This window comes from Pseudomonas medicaginis (assembly GCF_965119365.1).
In the GTDB taxonomy this organism is placed as follows: Bacteria; Pseudomonadota; Gammaproteobacteria; order Pseudomonadales; family Pseudomonadaceae; genus Aquipseudomonas.
Genome location: NZ_OZ221631.1, coordinates 6,040,933 through 6,058,656 on the forward strand (window position 1 = coordinate 6,040,933; position 17,724 = coordinate 6,058,656).

Sequence of the window (17,724 nt, forward strand, 5' to 3'; positions counted from 1 at the left end):
GTGTGTGATTACTTGATCAGGCCAACCCGCGAAAAGTTCGGCAGGTGACTGAGTTTGGGTTCCGGCCAGCTCATCCAGACCGCAAAGGCCTTGCCGACGATGTTCCGGTCCGGGACCATGCCCAACAGGTTCTTGGGAATGTTCGGATCGTCCCAGTAACGGCTGTCGTTGGAGTTGTCGCGGTTGTCGCCCATCATGAAGTAGTGCCCCGCCGGCACGGTCCAGGAACGGTCCGGCGTTGCGCGGTAGCGGCTCATTTCCTTGCGGATCAGGTGTTCGGCCTCGCCGAGTTTTTCCCGGTAGAGCTCGGCACTGCCCAGCGTCCCCGGCTCGGAGCCGAGCAACTGTTCGGCCACTGATTCGCCATTGACAAGCAGACGCTTGTCGGCGGTGTAGCGGATCGTGTCACCCGGCAGGCCGACCACACGCTTGATGTAGTTGACGCTCGGGTCGCTCGGGAAGCGGAACACCATGACATCGCCGCGTTGCGGGTCACCCACCTCGATGACTTTCCTGTCGATCACCGGCAGGCGGATCCCGTAGGAAAACTTGTTCACCAGGATGAAATCGCCCACGTCCAGGGTCGGTTTCATCGAACCCGACGGGATCTGGAACGGTTCCACCAGGAACGAACGCAGCACCAGCACGATGAACAGCACCGGGAAGAACGACTTGCCGTATTCGACCAGCAGCGGTTCCTTGTTGAGCTTTTCGATCACCACACCATCAGGCTGGCTGACGCTGCCCTGATAAGAGGCGATGGCCGCCCGGCGCCGAGGCGCCAGGAACAACAGATCAAGCAACGCCAACAGGCCGCAGACAAACACGGCGATAACCAGCAACAGCGGGAAATTTAGCGACATAGGACCTAACTATCCAACCTGAGCACCGCAAGGAAGGCTTCTTGTGGAATTTCCACGTTACCGACCTGCTTCATGCGTTTTTTACCGGCCTTCTGCTTTTCCAACAGCTTGCGCTTACGGCTGACGTCGCCGCCGTAGCATTTGGCCAATACGTTCTTTCTGAGCGCCTTGACGGTTGTACGCGCCACAATCTGCCCGCCAATGGCGGCCTGGATTGCCACATCGAACATCTGCCGCGGAATCAGTTCCTTCATCTTCTCGGTCAATGCACGACCTTTGTAGTGCGCGTTGTCACGGTGCACGATCAATGCCAGGGCATCGACCTTCTCACCGTTGATCAGCACATCCAGCTTCACCAGATTAGCCGATTGGTAACGATCGAAATGATAGTCCAGCGAAGCATAGCCGCGACTGGTGGATTTGAGGCGGTCGAAGAAATCCAGCACCACTTCGTTCATCGGCAGGTCGTAGGTCACCTGGACCTGCGAGCCGAGGAACAGCATGTCGTGCTGCACGCCGCGCTTCTCGATGCACAGGGTGATGACGTTACCCAGGTGCTCCTGGGGTACCAGGATGTTGGCCCGCACGATCGGTTCGCGCATGTCCTCGATGGCCGACAGGTCCGGCAGCTTGGACGGGTTGTCGACGTAGAGGGTTTCGCCGTTCTTGAGCAGCAGCTCGAAGATAACCGTCGGCGCAGTGGTGATCAGGTCCAGGTCGTACTCGCGCTCCAGGCGCTCCTGGATGATTTCCATGTGCAACATGCCCAGGAACCCGCAGCGGAAGCCGAAGCCCAGGGCGTCGGAGCTTTCCGGGGTGTATTGCAGGGACGAGTCGTTCAGGGTCAGCTTTTGCAGGGCTTCGCGGAAATCCTCGAAGTCGTCGGAGCTGACCGGGAACAGACCGGCATAGACCTGCGGCTGGATACGTTTGAAACCGGGCAGTACATCGACGTCGGGCGTGGAGCTCAAGGTCAGGGTGTCGCCGACCGGCGCCCCGTGGATGTCCTTGATGCCGGCGATGATGAAGCCCACTTCCCCGGCCTTCAGGTCGACGGTGGCGGTGTGTTTCGGGTTGAAGACACCGACGCTGTCCACCAGGTGGATCTTGCCGGTGGACTTGACCAGGATCTTGTCGCCCTTCTTCACGCGGCCATGGCGCACGCGAACCAGCGAGACCACGCCCAGGTAGTTGTCGAACCAGGAGTCGATGATCAACGCTTGCAGCGGATCTTCGATGTTGCCGGTTGGCGCGGGGATGGTCGTCACCAGGCGCTCGAGCACTTCGTCCACGCCCAGGCCGGTCTTGGCACTGCAGGTGACCGCGTCGGTGGCGTCGATGCCGATGATTTTCTCGATCTCTTCCTTCACGCGGTCCGGATCGGCCTGGGGCAGGTCGATCTTGTTCAGCACCGGCATGACTTCCAGGCCCTGCTCGATGGCCGTGTAGCAGTTGGCAACCGACTGGGCTTCAACGCCCTGGCCGGCATCGACCACCAGCAACGCACCTTCACAGGCCGCCAGCGACCGGCTGACTTCATAGGTGAAGTCGACGTGGCCGGGGGTATCGATGAAGTTCAGTTGATAGGTGACGCCGTCGCGGGCCTTGTAATAAAGGGTAACGCTGTGGGCCTTGATGGTGATCCCGCGTTCACGCTCGAGGTCCATGGAGTCCAGGACCTGGGCCTCCATTTCACGCTCGGCCAGGCCGCCGCACATCTGGATGAAGCGATCAGCCAGCGTCGACTTGCCATGGTCAATGTGGGCGATGATGGAGAAATTGCGGATATGACTCAAATCACTCACGGATCAACACTCAAAAAGGCTGCAGGCATGGCCCGCCGAAAAATAGCCGGGAATTGTACCTGATACAGACGCCATTGTGGCGAGGGGATTTATCCCCGCTGGGCTGCGAAGCAGCCCTCGACCTATCAGCCATGGCGATGCGCCAGAGAGGATGCTGGGGACTGCTGCGCAGTCCAACGGGGATAAATCCCCTCGCCACAGAAGCCTGCCCGCCACAAGAATTGGGGTCAACCAGCCCGGCGCAGCAGCCAGAGCCCGGCCAGCGCACACACGCCTGCCGGCACCAGCACCGCGAACAGCGGCGAGAAACCGAACACCAGGCTCGACGGCCCCAGCAGATCCTGGGCAATGCGGAAAGTGAAGCCCACCAGTACACCGGTAAACACCCGCTGGCCAAGGGTCACCGAACGCAGCGGACCGAAAATGAAGGAAATCGCCATCAACACCAGGGCGGCGGTGACCAACGGTTGCAACACCTTGACCCAAAAAGCCAGCCAATAGCGGCCGTTATTCAAGCCCTGGTCCGCCAGATAGTGGATATACCCCCACAAGCCGGTAATCGACAGGGATTCAGGCGCCATCACCACGGTGCTGAGCAGCTGCGGGCTGATCGACACGTCCCAACGCTCCTGCGGGGCGGCAACCACCTCGGTGCGCTTGTCATGGAACAAGGTGGTACTGACACCGCTCAACTGCCAGTGGTCCTCGGCGAAATTCGCGCGCTTGGCGAAGCTCGACGACAGCATGTGCCGTTGCTCGTCGAAACGATAGCGGGTCACCCCGTAGAGGATGCCATTGGGCTGGACCGAGTTGATATGGATGAACTCGTCGCCCTGGCGATGCCACAGGCCGTGCTTGGCACTTTGCGCATCACCGCCGCCCTGGGCCAGGGAGCGGTTGGCCTGGGCGGTATTTTCGGTGGCCGGGGCGACGTATTCGCCGATCAGCAGGCCCACCAGCATCAACACCAGCATCGGCTTCATCACCGCCCAGACGATCCGACCAATGGACACGCCGGCGGCGCGCATGATGGTCAGCTCGCTGTTGCTGGCCAGGCTGCCCAGGCCGATCAGGCAGCCGATCAGCGCCGCCATCGGCAGCATGTCATACAGGCGCCGCGGCGCGGTCAGCAGGACGTAGCTCGCCACATCCATCAGCGTATAGGTATCGCTGACATCGCTCATTTCATCGATGAAGGCAAACAGGGTCGCCAGGCCAAGGATAATCCCCAGTACCGCGAGGATCGCCATGAACACGCTGCTGCCGATGTAGCGGTCGAGTTTAACCACGGGCCACCTCCAGCGTGCTGCGACGACTGGCCAGCTTCAGGCGCAGCGGCTCCCAATAGAGCAGCCCCAGGCCGATGGCCAGGAAGATGCCATGCACCCACCACAAGCCCAGCGTTGGCGGGATCTTGCCCTTTTCCAGGGCGCTGCGAGCGGAAATCAGGATGGTCAGGTAAGCCATATACAGGAGAATCGCCGGTAGCAACTTGAGGAAACGGCCCTGGCGCGGGTTGACCCGCGCCAGCGGCACCGCCATGAGGGTCACGATGAACACCAGCAGCGGCAACGACAGGCGCCATTGCAGCTCGGTGCGGGCACGAATGTCCTTGTTGCCCAGCAGGCTGGCGGTCGGCATCGCGTCGCGGTCGGTGACTTCCTCGCTGACCTCGGGCTTGGGCAACAGCACGCCATAGGTGTCGTACCGGATGGCCCGGTAATCGGCCTGCCCCGGTTTGCCGTCGTAGCGATAGCCGTTTTCCAGGATCAGGTAGCGGTTGCCGTCGGGGCTGAGTTCCTGGCGGCCCTTCTCGGCCACCAGCACGGAAATGCCGCGGTCCTTCTTGGTGTCCGCCGACAGGTTCTTCTGCGTAATGAAGACGCCGCCCAGGTTGATCCGGTCATCCGAGAGCTGTTCGGTGTAGGTCACCCGCGTACCGTCGCGCAGCGCCTGGAAGCGCCCCGGCACCAGGGTGTCGAATTCGGTCAAGGCGTCCTGCTGGTTGATCAGCAGTTGGAATTGGTTGGCGCCCTGGGGCGACAGGCTCAGGCTCAGCCAGGCCACCACCAGCGCCACCAATGTGGCCGGGAACAGGGTCATGCGAAACAGGCGTTGCTGGCTCATGCCGGTGGCCGACAGCACCGTCATTTCGCTGTCCAGGTACAAGCGCCCGTAGGCCAGCAAAATGCCGAGGAACAACCCCAGGGGCAGGATCAACTGCAGGAAGCCGGGCAGGCGGAACCCCATGATCAGGAACAGGGAGCCCGGATCCAGGGCGCCGGACGCCGCCTGGGCGAGGTATTTAATGAAGCGCCCGCTCATGATGATGACCAGCAGCACGGCACTGACGGCGCTCAGGGTCAGCAGGACTTCGCGGGATAGATAACGGAAGACGATCACACCAGACACTCCAGGGTTGTCAGGCTGGGTTTTGTATGAAAAGTGCCTGCGCGACGATCATGCTGCGTTGAAAACAGGCTCGGAATGTTCATTGACAGCCAGTCAACTCCGCTTCCTCGCCTGTTTTCGCCTTGCCTGATCGCCGCTCGGCGACTTTTCATACAAACCCTTAAGGCGGCCAAACAAGCAAACATATCGAGCCGGCCCGCCAACGCGAGCCGCCGAAAAAAGAGCCGCATTATCCTGTGATTGGAGGCGCCTGTCACTTCGCACGCTTTAAGCCGGTGCTCAAAGCCGAAAAGTTAGGCGCGCCGAGGGTTGTCAGGCTCGGCCGCCGGGGTTCAAACTGCGGCCTTTGTCGCCGGCACACACCGGCGCTTTCACCTATATAGAAGCAGCTCGCCCGGCGCGCCATCGTGCGACACCTGGCATCTTGACCATTCACTCAGGGATCCGGACATGGAACTGGTTGTAAAAAGCGTCAGCCCAGAAACGTTGAAAACCGCCACGCTGGTGGTTGCCGTCGGTGAAAACCGCAAGCTCGGCGTCGCCGCTACCCAACTCGACAGCCTGAGCGGCGGTGCCATCAGCGCCGTGCTCAAGCGCGGCGACCTCGCCGGCAAGGTCGGCCAGAGCCTGCTGCTGCACAGCCTGCCCAACCTCAAGGCCGATCGCGTGCTGCTGGTGGGCGTGGGCAAGGACGCCGAACTGGGCGACCGTCCATTTCGTAAAATCATCGCCGGCGTGTTGGCCACTCTTAAAGGCCTGGGCGGCACCGATGCCGCCTTGGCGTTGGACGAGTTGGTGGTCAAGGGCCGCGACAGCTACGGCAAGAACCGCCTGCTGGCCGAAACCCTGGTGGACGGCGAATACCAGTTCGACCAGTTCAAGAGCCAGAAAGCCGAACCCCGCGCCCTGAAGAAAATCACCCTGCTGACCATCAAGGCCGCCCAGGCTGAAGTCCAGCGCGCCGTGACCCACGCCACCGCGATTGCCAACGGCATGGCCTTCACCCGCGATCTGGGCAACCTGCCGCCGAACATCTGCCACCCGACGTTCATGGGTGAGCAGGCCAAGGCCTTGGGCAAGGAATTCAAGGGCCTGAAAGTCGAGGTCTTCGACGAGAAGAAGATCAAGGACCTGGGCATGGGCTCGTTCTACTCGGTCGGCCAGGGCAGCGCCCAGCCGCCACGCCTGATCGTCATGCAATACAACGGCGGCAAGAAGTCCGAGAAGCCGTACGCACTGGTCGGCAAGGGCATCACCTTCGACACCGGCGGCATCAGCCTCAAGCCGGGCGCCGGCATGGATGAAATGAAGTACGACATGGGCGGCGCCGCCAGCGTGTTCGGCACCCTGCGCGCCGTGCTCGAACTGCAACTGCCGATCAACCTGGTGTGCATCCTGGCCTGCGCCGAGAACATGCCTAGCGGCACGGCCTCGCGCCCGGGTGACATCGTCACCACCATGAGCGGCCAGACCGTGGAAATCCTCAACACCGACGCCGAAGGCCGCCTGGTGTTGTGCGACGCCCTCACCTACTCCGAGCGCTTCAAGCCGCAAGCGGTGATCGACATCGCAACCCTGACCGGCGCCTGCATCGTCGCCCTGGGCTCCCACACCTCGGGCCTGCTGGGCAACAACGACGAGCTGATCGGCCAACTGCTCAGCGCCGGCCAACAAGCCGACGACCGCGCCTGGCAGTTGCCGCTGTTCGACGAGTACCAGGAACAACTGGACAGCCCGTTCGCCGACATCGCCAACATCGGCGGTCCCAAAGCCGGGACCATCACCGCGGCCTGTTTCCTGTCGCGCTTCACCAAGAACCTGAACTGGGCGCACCTGGACATCGCCGGCACGGCCTGGACCAGCGGCGGCAAGGACAAGGGCGCCACCGGTCGTCCGGTGCCCCTGCTGACCCAGTACCTGCTGGACCGCGCCAAGGCCTGACACCAATGACCGTCGTTGGCGTCGTCCTCGGGCGGCGTCATCGGCGGCTCAGGAACCGCAATGACCAAAGTCGATTTCTATATCCTGCCCAGCGCCGACCCGTCGGCGCGGCTGGATTTCGCCTGCAAACTGACTGAAAAGGCCTGGCGCATGGGGCACCGCATCTACCTGCATTGCAGCGATGCCGCCCAGCGCGATGACCTGGACACTCGCCTGTGGGCGTTCAAGGGCGAGAGTTTCGTGCCCCACGGCCCGGCCGAAAGCGAACCCGAAGGGCTGATCGTGCTGGGACTGGGAAATGACTGCGGTCAGCACCATGACCTGCTGGTCAACCTCGACCTGAAAGTACCGGCCTTTGCCCAACGCTTCGCCCGCGTGGCGGAAGTGGTAGTGGAGGACGCGACCATCCGACAAGCCGCGCGGGAGAGTTTCCGTTTCTACCGCGAACAGGGCTATCCTCTGCAAGACCACCGTTTACAGCGACTCTGAGCCCTACGATGGACACTCCAAAATCGCCACAAAAGCCCGCGCACCTGCTGGATGACCTCGAGTCGATCCGCCAACTGCTCGGCGACGACAACCTGCAACCACCGCTGCTGACCGACACCGTCGTGCACGAGCCGGTGCATGACGAGCAGATTCCGCTGCTGTTCGATCCGATCAACGGCCAGCCGGAACCCAAGCCCGTCGCCAAGGCCGAAGTGAAGGGCCCCGACGCCCTGCTGCACCTGGACCGCGAATTGCGCGCCGCCGCGCAGTTGATCATGCAAGACGTCATCGACGACTTCGCCCCGCACATCGAAACAGAGATCAAGCGCCGGCTGGATGCGCGGATGGAACGGTTGCTGAGCCAGTACGAGTAACCTCCGACGCCTGACTGATTGCACTTCCCTGTGGGAGCGAGCTTGCTCGCGATAGCGGTGGCTCAGCCTGCATAGGTATTGAATGTGCCGGCCCCATCGCGAGCAAGCTCGCTCCCACAGGGTTCAACTGCGCTCCTCCATCCGGCTTCTCGCTCGCAGCTTGTGGCTTGCACCAGCCCCGCCCGCTATACTTCCCGGCTTTTCCTGAATAAATGCCAATAGGGTCCCGCCGCGCATGGATAAGACCTACCAGCCGCACGCCATTGAAACTTCCTGGTACAACACCTGGGAGTCCGAGAATTATTTCGCTCCGCAAGGCGCGGGCGATTCCTACACCATCATGATCCCGCCGCCGAACGTCACCGGCAGCCTGCACATGGGCCACGGCTTCAATAACGCGATCATGGACGCCCTGATCCGTTTTCGTCGCATGCAAGGCCGCAACACCTTGTGGCAGCCGGGCACCGACCATGCCGGTATCGCCACGCAGATGCTGGTTGAACGTCGCCTCGAAGCCCAGGGCCAGAATCGCCATGACCTGGGTCGCGAGAAGTTCCTCGAGAAGGTCTGGGAATGGAAAGACGAGTCCGGTGGCAACATCAGCCGCCAGATCCGGCGCCTCGGCTCGTCCGTGGACTGGAGCCGCGAGCGCTTCACCATGGACGACGGCCTCTCGGAAGCAGTGAAGGAAGCCTTCGTGCGCCTGCACGAAGACGGGCTGATCTATCGCGGCAAGCGCCTGGTCAACTGGGACACCAAGTTGCACACGGCCATTTCCGACCTCGAAGTGGAGAACCACGACGAGAAAGGTTTCCTGTGGAACCTGAAGTACCCGTTGGCCGACGGTGCCAAGACTGCCGAAGGCAAGGATTACCTGATCGTCGCCACCACGCGTCCGGAAACCATGCTGGGCGACTCGGCCGTGGCGGTGAACCCGAACGACGAGCGCTATCAGGCACTGATCGGCAAGTTCGTCGAGTTGCCCCTGGTTGGCCGGCGCATCCCGATCATCGGCGACGATTACTGCGACCCTGAATTCGGCACCGGTTGCGTGAAAATCACCCCGGCCCACGATTTCAACGACTATGAAGTCGGCAAGCGCCACAACCTGCCGCTGCTGAACATCTTCGACAAGAACGCCAACGTGTTGCCGGCCGCCCAGGCGTTCAACCTCGACGGCACGCTGAACGAAAGCGTCGACGGCCAGATCCCGGCCGAATACGCCGGCCTGGAGCGCTTCGAAGCGCGCAAGCAGATCGTCGCGGCATTCGAGGCCGCCGGCCTGCTGGTCAGCGTCGACGATCACGCCCTGAAAGTCCCGAAAGGCGACCGCTCCGGTACCATCATCGAGCCGTGGCTGACCGACCAGTGGTACGTGTCCACCAAACCGCTGGCTGAACCTGCGATTGCCGCCGTGGAAGACGGCCGCATCCAGTTCGTGCCCAAGCAATACGAAAACATGTACTTCTCCTGGATGCGTGACATCCAGGATTGGTGCATCAGCCGCCAGCTGTGGTGGGGCCATCGCATCCCGGCCTGGTACGACGAGTCGGGCAAGGTCTATGTCGGCCGCGATGAAGCCGAAGTCCGCGCCAAGCACAACCTCGGCCCGGACGTGGCGCTGCAACAGGACAACGACGTCCTCGACACCTGGTTCAGCTCGGGCCTGTGGACGTTCTCGACCCTGGGCTGGCCGCAGCAGACCGAGTTCCTGAAGAAATTCCACTCCACCGACGTGCTGGTCACCGGCTTCGACATCATTTTCTTCTGGGTCGCCCGGATGATCATGCTGACCATGCACCTGGTGAAGAACGAGGACGGCACCCCGCAAGTGCCGTTCAAGACGGTCTACGTCCACGGCTTGGTACGCGACGGCCAGGGCCAGAAGATGTCCAAGTCCAAGGGCAACGTCCTGGACCCGCTGGACATCATCGACGGCATCGACCTGGAAACCCTGGTGCAGAAACGCACCTCCGGTCTGATGCAGCCGAAACTGGCGAAGAAGATCGAAAAAGCCACCCGCGAAGAATTCGCCGAGGGCATCGCCAGCTACGGCACCGATGCCCTGCGTTTCACCTTTTGCTCGCTGGCGTCCACCGGTCGCGACATCAAGTTCGACATGGGCCGCGTCGAAGGCTATCGCAACTTCTGCAACAAGATCTGGAACGCCGCGCGCTACGTGCTGGATAAGGGGGAAGACTGCGGTCAGAACGGCGAAGCCTTTGAGCTGACCCTGGCCGATCGCTGGATCATTTCCCAGTTGCAGCGCACCGAAGCCGAAGTGACCCGCCAGTTGGACCAGTTCCGCTTCGACCTGGCCGCGCAGGCCTTGTACGAGTTCATCTGGAACCAGTATTGCGACTGGTATCTGGAACTCTCCAAGCCGGTGCTGTGGGATGAAAACGCCCCAGCCGAACGCCAGCGCGGCACCCGCCGCACCCTGGTGCGCGTACTGGAAGTGGCCCTGCGCCTGGCACATCCGTTCATGCCGTTCATCACCGAGGAAATCTGGCAGCGCATCGCACCGCTGGCGGGTATCCAAGGCAAGACGATCATGCTGCAACCGTGGCCGGTGGCCAACGAGACCCGCATCGATCCAGCGGCCGAAGACGACATCGAATGGCTCAAGACCTTCATGCTGGGCCTGCGTAACATCCGCGCCGAAATGAACATCGGCCCGGGCAAGCCACTGGCCTTGTTCCTGAAGAACGCCAGCACCGAAGACCTGCGCCGCCTCAATGAAAACGAGGCGCTGCTCAAGAAACTGGCGAAGCTCGAATCGGTGACGGTCCTGGCCGCCGGCGAAGAAGCGCCACTGTCGGCCACCGCCCTGGTCGGCGAGATGGAAGTGCTGGTGCCGATGGCCGGCCTGATCGACAAGGCCGCCGAACTGGCGCGCCTGGACAAGGAAATCCTGCGCCTGAAGGGCGAAGTGCAGCGGGTCGGCGGCAAGCTGTCCAACGCCGGCTTCGTTGACAAGGCACCGGCCGAAGTCATCGAGAAGGAACGGGCCAAACTGGCCGAGGCCGAACAGGCCTTGGGCAAGCTGGCCGAACAACATGGACGGATCTCCAGCCTGTAACGGCGGTTCGCAATGAAAAGGGAGGTCCTATCGGACCTCCTTTTTTATGCCTGGCACTTTCTTACTCATGCTGAGCCCCCTGTGGGAGCGAGCTTGCTCGCGATAGCGGTGGGTCAGCTTGCATCGATACTGGATGTGTCGCCGCCATCGCGAGCAAGCTCGCTCCCACATTTGAATAATGGGACAATGCCCGCCACTTTTTGAGCCATCCCCGAATCGACTCGCCCATGACCGCCCCCCGTACACCCAAACCAGCCCGCCAGAAGCCAAAACCCGCCACCGAGGCCAAGGCCGTGGCGCCACGGGAGAAGGCCAGCCTGCATCCTCGCAACCGCCATCAGGGCCGCTATGATTTCCCGGCGTTGATCAAGAGCACACCCGAACTGGCAAAGTTCGTGATCATCAATCCCTACGGCAAGGAAAGTATCGACTTTGCCAGCCCCGAAGCCGTGCGGGTGTTCAACCGGGCGCTGCTCAAATCTTTCTACGGCATCGCCCACTGGGATATCCCGGCCGACTACCTGTGCCCGCCGGTGCCAGGGCGTGCGGACTATGTGCACTTTCTCGCCGATTTGCTCGCCAGCCACAACGAAGGTGAAATCCCCCGCGGAGCGGCCGTCAAGGTGCTGGACGTCGGCACCGGCGCCAACTGCGTCTATCCGTTGATCGGCTACAGTGACTACCGCTGGCACTTCCTCGGTTCGGAGATCGACCCGACAGCCATCGCCTCGGCCAAGGCCATCGTCCAATCCAATGGTTTGAACAAGTCCATCCAGTTGCGCCAGCAAGCCAACCGCAAGCAGATCCTCCTGGGCCTGCTGGAGGATGGTGAACGGTTCGACCTGACGATGTGCAACCCGCCGTTCCATGCGTCCCTGGAGGAAGCCACCAAGGGCAGCCAGCGCAAGTGGCGGGCACTGGGCAAGGCCGATCCGAAGCGTAAGCTGCCAGTGCTGAATTTCGGCGGGCAGGCTGCGGAGTTGTGGTGCGAGGGCGGAGAAGCCCGGTTCGTGACGCAACTGATCGGCGAGAGTGCCCAAGTGGCCGGGCAAGTGCTGTGGTTCAGCACCCTGGTGTCGAAGGCGTCGAACCTGCCGACGATTCAAACCGCGCTGAAAAAGGCCGGGGCGCTGCACAGCCAGGTGGTGGAAATGTCCCAGGGCCAGAAGCAGAGTCGTTTCGTGGCCTGGACCTTCCAGACCGAGGCCCAGCAACAAGCCTGGCGCCAAGCCCGCTGGGTTCGCAAAGGCTGATTGGGAGCAAGCCTTGCTCCCACATACTTTTTCCAAGGCAATAAAAAACCGTGCCCGGATCGCTCCGAGGCACGGTTTTTTTTACAGCGGTCTTACTTGTTGACCGCGTCGGTCAGGCCTTTGGCCACAACCAGCTTGATCACTTTCTTGGCAGCGATTTCGATGGCAGCGCCAGTCGAAGGGTTACGGCCGGTACGGGCAGGACGCTCGGTGACTTTCAGCTTGCCAACGCCTGGCAGGGTGATTTCGCCGCCATTTTCCAGCTGATCGGCAACGACTTGGCCCAGTTGGTCCAGCAGAGCACGCACGGTAGCTTTTGGTGCGTCTACAGATTCAGCCAAATCAGAGATCAGTTGGTCTTTAGTAAGAGCCATGTAGTGTTCCTTCCCTATCAAATTCATATGGATTGCAGAGTGCAGTGTCAGCCATCGAGCCGGATCTCTCTGGATCAGGCACCCTCGGCAATCACCACGACGGATCGGGGTAATAGATGCCAAAAACCGGGTTTGGTTCGACCTGACAGATGCTGAATGCACGCTTAACGCAGTGACTTCGCGTAAGACCGGGCAAAACTAGCACAACGCCTCTGAAATATCCGCCTCTAGCTACCCATTTGGTCAGCTTTCTTGCGCTAAAACGTTAAAAAAATGCATATAGGCTGTCGGACGGCTCTGAAAGGGCCTTTGCAGGGTTTCAAAACCAGTGATTGCGGTACACTGAGCCCTTTTCGGGGAGCACGCCCTCCTCTCTTTCATCAGCCGAGAAATCCATGCCGATCCGTCATTGCATCGTCCACCTGATCGACAAAAAACCCGACGGCACCCCTGCTGTGCTCCATGCCCGCGACTCCGAACTGGCAGAGTCCACCGCCATCGAGAACATGCTCGCCGACCTCAACGAAAGCTATAACGCCAAGCAAGGCAAGGCCTGGGGTTTTTTCCATGCCGAGTCCGGGGCGCATCCGTTCAGCGGCTGGCTGAAGGAATACCTGGACGGCGGCAAGGATTTCACCGCATTCAGTCGCGTGGCGGTGGAACACCTGCAAAAGCTGATGGAAGAGTCCAACCTGTCGGTGGGCGGCCACGTGTTGTTCGCACATTACCAGCAGGGCATGACCGACTACCTGGCCATCGCCCTGCTGCACCACAGCGAAGGCGTGGCGGTGACCGATGAACTGGACGTGACCCCGTCCCGCCACCTGGACCTGGGCCAATTGCACCTGGCGGCCCGGATCAACGTGTCGGAATGGCAGAACAACAAGCAATCGAAGCAGTACATCTCGTTCATCAAGGGCAAGAACGGCAAGAAGGTCTCGGAGTACTTCCGTGACTTCATCGGTTGCCAGGAAGGCGTCGACGGCCCCGGCGAGACCCGCACCCTGCTCAAGGCCTTCAGCGACTTCGTCGAAAGCGAAGACCTGCCGGAAGACGACGCCCGGGAAAAGACCAAGACCCTGGTGGACTACGCCAGCAGCCAGGCCAAGCTCGGCGAGCCCATGGGCCTGGAAGAACTCTCCGAGTTGATCGACGAAGAGCGCCCGAAAGCCTTCTACGACCACATTCGCAACAAGGACTATGGGTTGTCGCCGGAAATCCCGGCGGATAAACGCACCCTCAACCAGTTCCGCCGCTTCACCGGCCGCGCCGAAGGCTTGTCTATCAGCTTCGAAGCGCACTTGCTGGGCTCCAAGATCGAATATGACGAAGAAGCCGGCACGCTGATCATCAAGGGGTTGCCGACGTCACTGACGGATCAGCTCAAGCGGCGCAACTGATGCTCGGCGGGGTACTGAAGAAATGTCTGCTGGTCTTGCTGGTGGTGGTGGCGTACCAGCACTGGGGCAAGATCGAGTGGGTATTCAACCCGTCGCAACGGGTGCCGGAACAGGTTCGGGCCAACGCCCGGGTCGTGTTGTATGCCACCGACTGGTGCGGCTACTGCAAAGCCACCCGGCGTTTCCTGGATGAGAAAGGCGTGCCGTTTCGCGAGTTCGATATCGAGAAGGACACCGAGGCGCGCAGGGCCTACGAGGCGCTGGGCGGTCGCGGGATTCCGATCCTCGATGTGAACGGCACGTTGATTCGCGGGTATGAGCCGGAGAATATTCTCAAGGCGTTGTCTGCCAGCTAGTCATCATCGCAAATCCCCTGTGGGAGCGAGCTTGCTCGCGATAGCGGTGGGTCAGCTTGCATCAATGCTGGATGTGTCGCCGCCATCGCGAGCAAGCTCGCTCCCACAGGTCATTCGTCGCTCAGCGAGCCTCGATCCGAAACCCGAACCGCGGAAAGTGCACATGCACCACCCCGCCACGCTCATCTTCGCGACGCAAAATCAACTCTTCGCTACCCGCAAACAACAACTCCCCTGCCACCGGGTCAACGCCATAGTCCGTCGCAGCGATAGTTACCTGCTGCCCTGAGGTGAACCCGTTCGGCTCTTCGAACGACTCATCCGGCAGCGCTTGCGGTGTCGCGTTGCGGGCAAACTCCAAGGCTTCTTCGGCACTTATCTGGCTCGACGCACCATGGCCGAAACCCAGCACCCGCGCCAGCCAGGCCGAAACAGCCGGATAGGCATCCACCAGCGGCGAGGTCACCGGCGTACCCTTGAGGAACCACAGCGGATGGGCCATGGCGAAGTCGGCAATCGACGGATCACCCAACAGGAAATCGCCCTCCTCGCGCTGCAACTGCTGCTCCAGGCGCGCCATGATCGTCGGCCACTGGTGCTTGGCCTGGTCGACAGGCAAGCGTGTAGTCGTACCGCCACTGAACAGCCCGGCGCGGTCGCTGATAAACGCCTTGATCGCTTCAGGCGACAGCTTGGCGAAACGCACCGCCACCGATTCAGGCTGGAACACCAGGCTCACCGCGTGCTGGAACACCACCGAATCGGCCCATGCCGCAAACGATGCAGCGATCATCTCCCGGCCCTCGGGGAACAACGCCGGCGAGGCTTTTTCCTGCTCCAGCCGGCGGGCCATCAGGGACGTATCGCAATAGATATCCGCGCCGATCTGCAATACCGGGGTCTTGCGGTAGCCGCCCGTCAGTGCCGTCAGGTCGGGTTTGGGCATCATTGGCGGAATGCTCACCGAACGCCAGGACAGGCCCTTGAAGCCCAGCAACAGACGGGCTTTTTCCGCAAAAGGAGACGTTGGGTAATGATGAAGAATCAGCTCTGACATGAGATTCGCCACTGCAGGAATGAAGGCTTGCAGCTTAGCGCGCCGCAGCGGGATAAGCCTACCCACCTGATAGAGGCCTATCAGCCAGGCTGATGAAGCGACAGCGCACTCGCCACCAGGCACTCCTTGGCGCTCTTCCTGAGTTTCTTGATCAGTCGCTCCTGGCGCAGGGCCTCGCCCTTGTCGCGACAGGCTTCGGTATACACCAGCGCCACCGCCGGGCTGGAGAGGAAGAAGCGCGCGCCCTTGCCGCTCTGATGCTTGGCGAAGCGCCGTACCGGGTCATCGCTGATGCCGCAGTACAGCGAACCGTTGGCGGCCCGTACCAGATAGACGAACCAGGGCTTGCCCGATTCGGCGGGCGCCTCGACAGGCAGGTCGGAAATGTCGTTGGCGATCGTCACAAGCGTTCAACAGGTGCGGGAACAAGCCGCGATCTTATCAGCGACTGGCCTGGAACGCCCGCAGCCCCTTGAGCGCCTGGGCCCTGACGGCGTTGCGCACCAGGGGGGTCCAGCCCAGCAGCAACCCCTTGGTGCCCAACGCCTGGCGAGACCAACGCCACAGGTCGAAGTGATCGTGGTGCTCGCAGATCTTGCCATCACGAAAGACGAAACGCGCCTGAATGTCATTGATCACGACGTTGCCGGTCTGGCTGAACAGGTACGTCGCCACCCAATGGGCGCCGCCGGTGCGCTCATCGCTGCGCACGTTATCGAAGGTCAGGGAAAAATCCTTGGCCCGGGTGGTGAGCATGCGCCACATGTCACCGGCATCGCGCCCGCGCAGCTCGCCAAAGGCCGGGTCGCTGAACACCACGTCATCGGTGTAGCAGGCGCTCATGGCCTCGGCGTCCAGGCGCTGGAAGGCCTGGTAAAAACGGGTGATCAAGGCGTTGTGGGCATCGCTCATGGACAGGCTCCGAAAAAACGTTTCAGTCAGCCTGCACGATAATCTGCCGGCGCAAGGAAGACTATCGTCATTCGCCACGAAAATGACATCAAAGAAGATCAGTCACTCTTTCACTGCTGCCCCCCACGTACAATGCCCGACCTGCGCCGATACCCGCGATGATCGCCCCCAGGCCGACCAGGCCGAAGATCCAGCCCAAGGCATTCCAGCCGCCGGTCAAGTCGTGGACCACGCCTACCGCGAAGGGCCCCAACGACGCCAGCGTATAGCCGAAGCCCTGGGCCATGCCGGACAGGTTCGCGGCCACATGGGCGTCACGCGAGCGCAACACGATCAGCGTCAGCGCCAGGCTGAAGGTCGCGCCCTGCCCCAACCCCAGCAATATCGCCCAGCCCCACAAGCCATCGATGGGGGCGTAGAGGCAACCGAACAGCCCGCCCAGGGTCATGACCATGACCACCACGATGGCCAGGCGCTGATCCTTGCCACGCGTTGCCAGCCAGGGCGCGGCGAGGGAGCTGATCAACTGCACGATGACCGAGCCGGACAGCACGAGCCCGGCCTGGGTCGGGGTCAGGCCGCGTCCGATCAGGATCGAGGGCAGCCAGCCAAAGACGATGTAGGCCAGGGACGACTGCAACCCCATGTACAAGGTCACCTGCCAGGCGAGGGGATCACGCAGCAAGCCTCGGACCCGGTACGTCACCTGATGGGCACCGTGTCGCTCACCCACTTGCGGCAACCAGAACAGCGCGGCCAGCAGCGCCGGGACCACCCAGAACCCCAGGCCCAAGGCCCAACGGTTTCCAAGGTGCTCGCTCAACGGCACCGTTGCCCCGGCCGCCATCGCCGCGCCCAGGCACAGCGCCATGGTGTAGACGCCGGTCATGGCGCCAGCCTGCTTGGCGAAGTCGCGCTTGACGATGCCCGGCAAGAGCACGCCGATCACGCCGATGCTCGCCCCGGCCAGGATACTGCCGGCAAACAGCCCGACCTGACCGAACGCACTGCGCAGGACAATCCCGCCCGCCAGTGTCAGCAAGATCCCCAGTACAACGCGCTCGGCCCCGAAGCGTCGCGCCAGCACCGGCGCCAGCGGCGCGAACAGCCCCAGGCAGAGCACCGGCAGCGTGGTCAGCAACCCGGCCTGGGCAGCCGACAGGCCCAGGCTTCTTGACACTTCGCTGAGCACCGGCGCCATGCTCGACAACGCCGGCCGCAGGTTCAGCGCCACCAGGATCAGCCCGAGCAGCAACAGCCAGGGCCGGCGCACCAGTGGGTGGCCCTGCTGGACCTGGGCGTCGTCGGCTTCGGCGTCGATCAACAGTTCTTCAAGTTCGGCGACGCGCTTGGACGTCGTCGAGGGGGTGGGATCAAGCAAATCGCGGGACATGGAAAACTCGGGT

16 protein-coding genes are annotated in these 17,724 nt (G+C 61.9%); 7 read left to right on the top strand and 9 right to left on the bottom strand.

The window, feature by feature from the left end; translation table 11 throughout:
* Nucleotides 1-8: 8 nt before the first annotated feature.
* The 4 genes from lepB to lptF all read right to left on the bottom strand — a co-directional run bounded on the left by lepB (nucleotide 9) and on the right by lptF (nucleotide 5,071).
* Complete coding sequence (gene lepB, locus ACMTA2_RS26560; protein WP_413792460.1) at nucleotides 9-863, bottom strand: signal peptidase I; 855 nt, start codon at nucleotides 861-863, stop codon at nucleotides 9-11.
* Nucleotides 864-868: 5 nt separating this feature from the next.
* The gene (lepA, locus tag ACMTA2_RS26565) at nucleotides 869-2,668 is read right to left on the bottom strand and encodes a translation elongation factor 4 (RefSeq protein WP_413792461.1); all 1,800 of its coding nucleotides are present in this window, start codon (nucleotides 2,666-2,668) and stop codon (nucleotides 869-871) included.
* 227 nt (nucleotides 2,669-2,895) lie between these two features.
* On the bottom strand, nucleotides 2,896-3,957 hold the full coding sequence (gene lptG / locus ACMTA2_RS26570) for an LPS export ABC transporter permease LptG (RefSeq protein ID WP_413792462.1): 1,062 nt from the start codon (nucleotides 3,955-3,957) through the stop codon (nucleotides 2,896-2,898).
* Nucleotides 3,950-5,071: an LPS export ABC transporter permease LptF gene (gene lptF / locus ACMTA2_RS26575; RefSeq protein WP_413792463.1), complete on the bottom strand. Its 1,122-nt coding sequence runs from the start codon at nucleotides 5,069-5,071 to the stop codon at nucleotides 3,950-3,952. The genes lptG and lptF overlap by 8 nt, the downstream gene beginning before the upstream one ends.
* Before the next feature lie 459 nt (nucleotides 5,072-5,530).
* Between lptF and ACMTA2_RS26580 the strand changes: the two genes are divergently transcribed.
* The 5 genes from ACMTA2_RS26580 to rlmF all read left to right on the top strand — a co-directional run bounded on the left by ACMTA2_RS26580 (nucleotide 5,531) and on the right by rlmF (nucleotide 12,219).
* Complete coding sequence (locus ACMTA2_RS26580; protein ID WP_413792464.1) at nucleotides 5,531-7,021, top strand: leucyl aminopeptidase; 1,491 nt, start codon at nucleotides 5,531-5,533, stop codon at nucleotides 7,019-7,021.
* A gap of 60 nt (nucleotides 7,022-7,081) precedes the next feature.
* Entirely contained in the window at nucleotides 7,082-7,510 is a 429-nt protein-coding gene (locus tag ACMTA2_RS26585; protein WP_413792465.1) for a DNA polymerase III subunit chi, read from the top strand.
* Nucleotides 7,511-7,518: 8 nt separating this feature from the next.
* The gene (locus tag ACMTA2_RS26590) at nucleotides 7,519-7,884 is read left to right on the top strand and encodes a DNA polymerase III subunit chi (RefSeq protein ID WP_413792466.1); all 366 of its coding nucleotides are present in this window, start codon (nucleotides 7,519-7,521) and stop codon (nucleotides 7,882-7,884) included.
* A 235-nt stretch (nucleotides 7,885-8,119) separates the two neighbouring features.
* Nucleotides 8,120-10,966: a valine--tRNA ligase gene (locus ACMTA2_RS26595; RefSeq protein WP_413792467.1), complete on the top strand. Its 2,847-nt coding sequence runs from the start codon at nucleotides 8,120-8,122 to the stop codon at nucleotides 10,964-10,966.
* Nucleotides 10,967-11,193: 227 nt separating this feature from the next.
* The gene (gene rlmF / locus ACMTA2_RS26600) at nucleotides 11,194-12,219 is read left to right on the top strand and encodes a 23S rRNA (adenine(1618)-N(6))-methyltransferase RlmF (RefSeq protein WP_413792468.1); all 1,026 of its coding nucleotides are present in this window, start codon (nucleotides 11,194-11,196) and stop codon (nucleotides 12,217-12,219) included.
* 92 nt (nucleotides 12,220-12,311) lie between these two features.
* On the opposite strand, the gene ACMTA2_RS26605 is transcribed toward rlmF, so the two are convergent.
* Nucleotides 12,312-12,593, bottom strand: a complete 282-nt coding sequence (locus ACMTA2_RS26605) for an HU family DNA-binding protein (RefSeq protein WP_413792469.1) — start codon at nucleotides 12,591-12,593, stop codon at nucleotides 12,312-12,314.
* Nucleotides 12,594-12,988: 395 nt separating this feature from the next.
* Between ACMTA2_RS26605 and yejK the strand changes: the two genes are divergently transcribed.
* A complete protein-coding gene (gene yejK / locus ACMTA2_RS26610; RefSeq protein WP_030139623.1) occupies nucleotides 12,989-13,993 on the top strand; it encodes a nucleoid-associated protein YejK in 1,005 nt (334 codons plus the stop codon).
* Nucleotides 13,993-14,349, top strand: a complete 357-nt coding sequence (locus tag ACMTA2_RS26615) for a glutaredoxin family protein (protein ID WP_413792470.1) — start codon at nucleotides 13,993-13,995, stop codon at nucleotides 14,347-14,349. The genes yejK and ACMTA2_RS26615 overlap by 1 nt, the downstream gene beginning before the upstream one ends.
* Nucleotides 14,350-14,470: 121 nt before the next feature.
* Here the strand turns inward: ACMTA2_RS26615 and ACMTA2_RS26620 are convergent, their stop codons facing one another.
* The 4 genes from ACMTA2_RS26620 to ACMTA2_RS26635 all read right to left on the bottom strand — a co-directional run bounded on the left by ACMTA2_RS26620 (nucleotide 14,471) and on the right by ACMTA2_RS26635 (nucleotide 17,711).
* The gene (locus ACMTA2_RS26620; RefSeq protein ID WP_413792471.1) at nucleotides 14,471-15,406 is read right to left on the bottom strand and encodes a glutathione S-transferase family protein; all 936 of its coding nucleotides are present in this window, start codon (nucleotides 15,404-15,406) and stop codon (nucleotides 14,471-14,473) included.
* Nucleotides 15,407-15,486: 80 nt separating this feature from the next.
* Nucleotides 15,487-15,810 (bottom strand): GIY-YIG nuclease family protein, encoded by a 324-nt coding sequence (locus ACMTA2_RS26625; protein ID WP_413792472.1) that lies wholly within the window; start codon nucleotides 15,808-15,810, stop codon nucleotides 15,487-15,489.
* A gap of 37 nt (nucleotides 15,811-15,847) precedes the next feature.
* The gene (locus ACMTA2_RS26630) at nucleotides 15,848-16,318 is read right to left on the bottom strand and encodes a nuclear transport factor 2 family protein (RefSeq protein WP_413792473.1); all 471 of its coding nucleotides are present in this window, start codon (nucleotides 16,316-16,318) and stop codon (nucleotides 15,848-15,850) included.
* 88 nt (nucleotides 16,319-16,406) lie between these two features.
* Nucleotides 16,407-17,711 (bottom strand): CynX/NimT family MFS transporter, encoded by a 1,305-nt coding sequence (locus tag ACMTA2_RS26635; protein WP_413792474.1) that lies wholly within the window; start codon nucleotides 17,709-17,711, stop codon nucleotides 16,407-16,409.
* Nucleotides 17,712-17,724 lie beyond the last annotated feature (13 nt).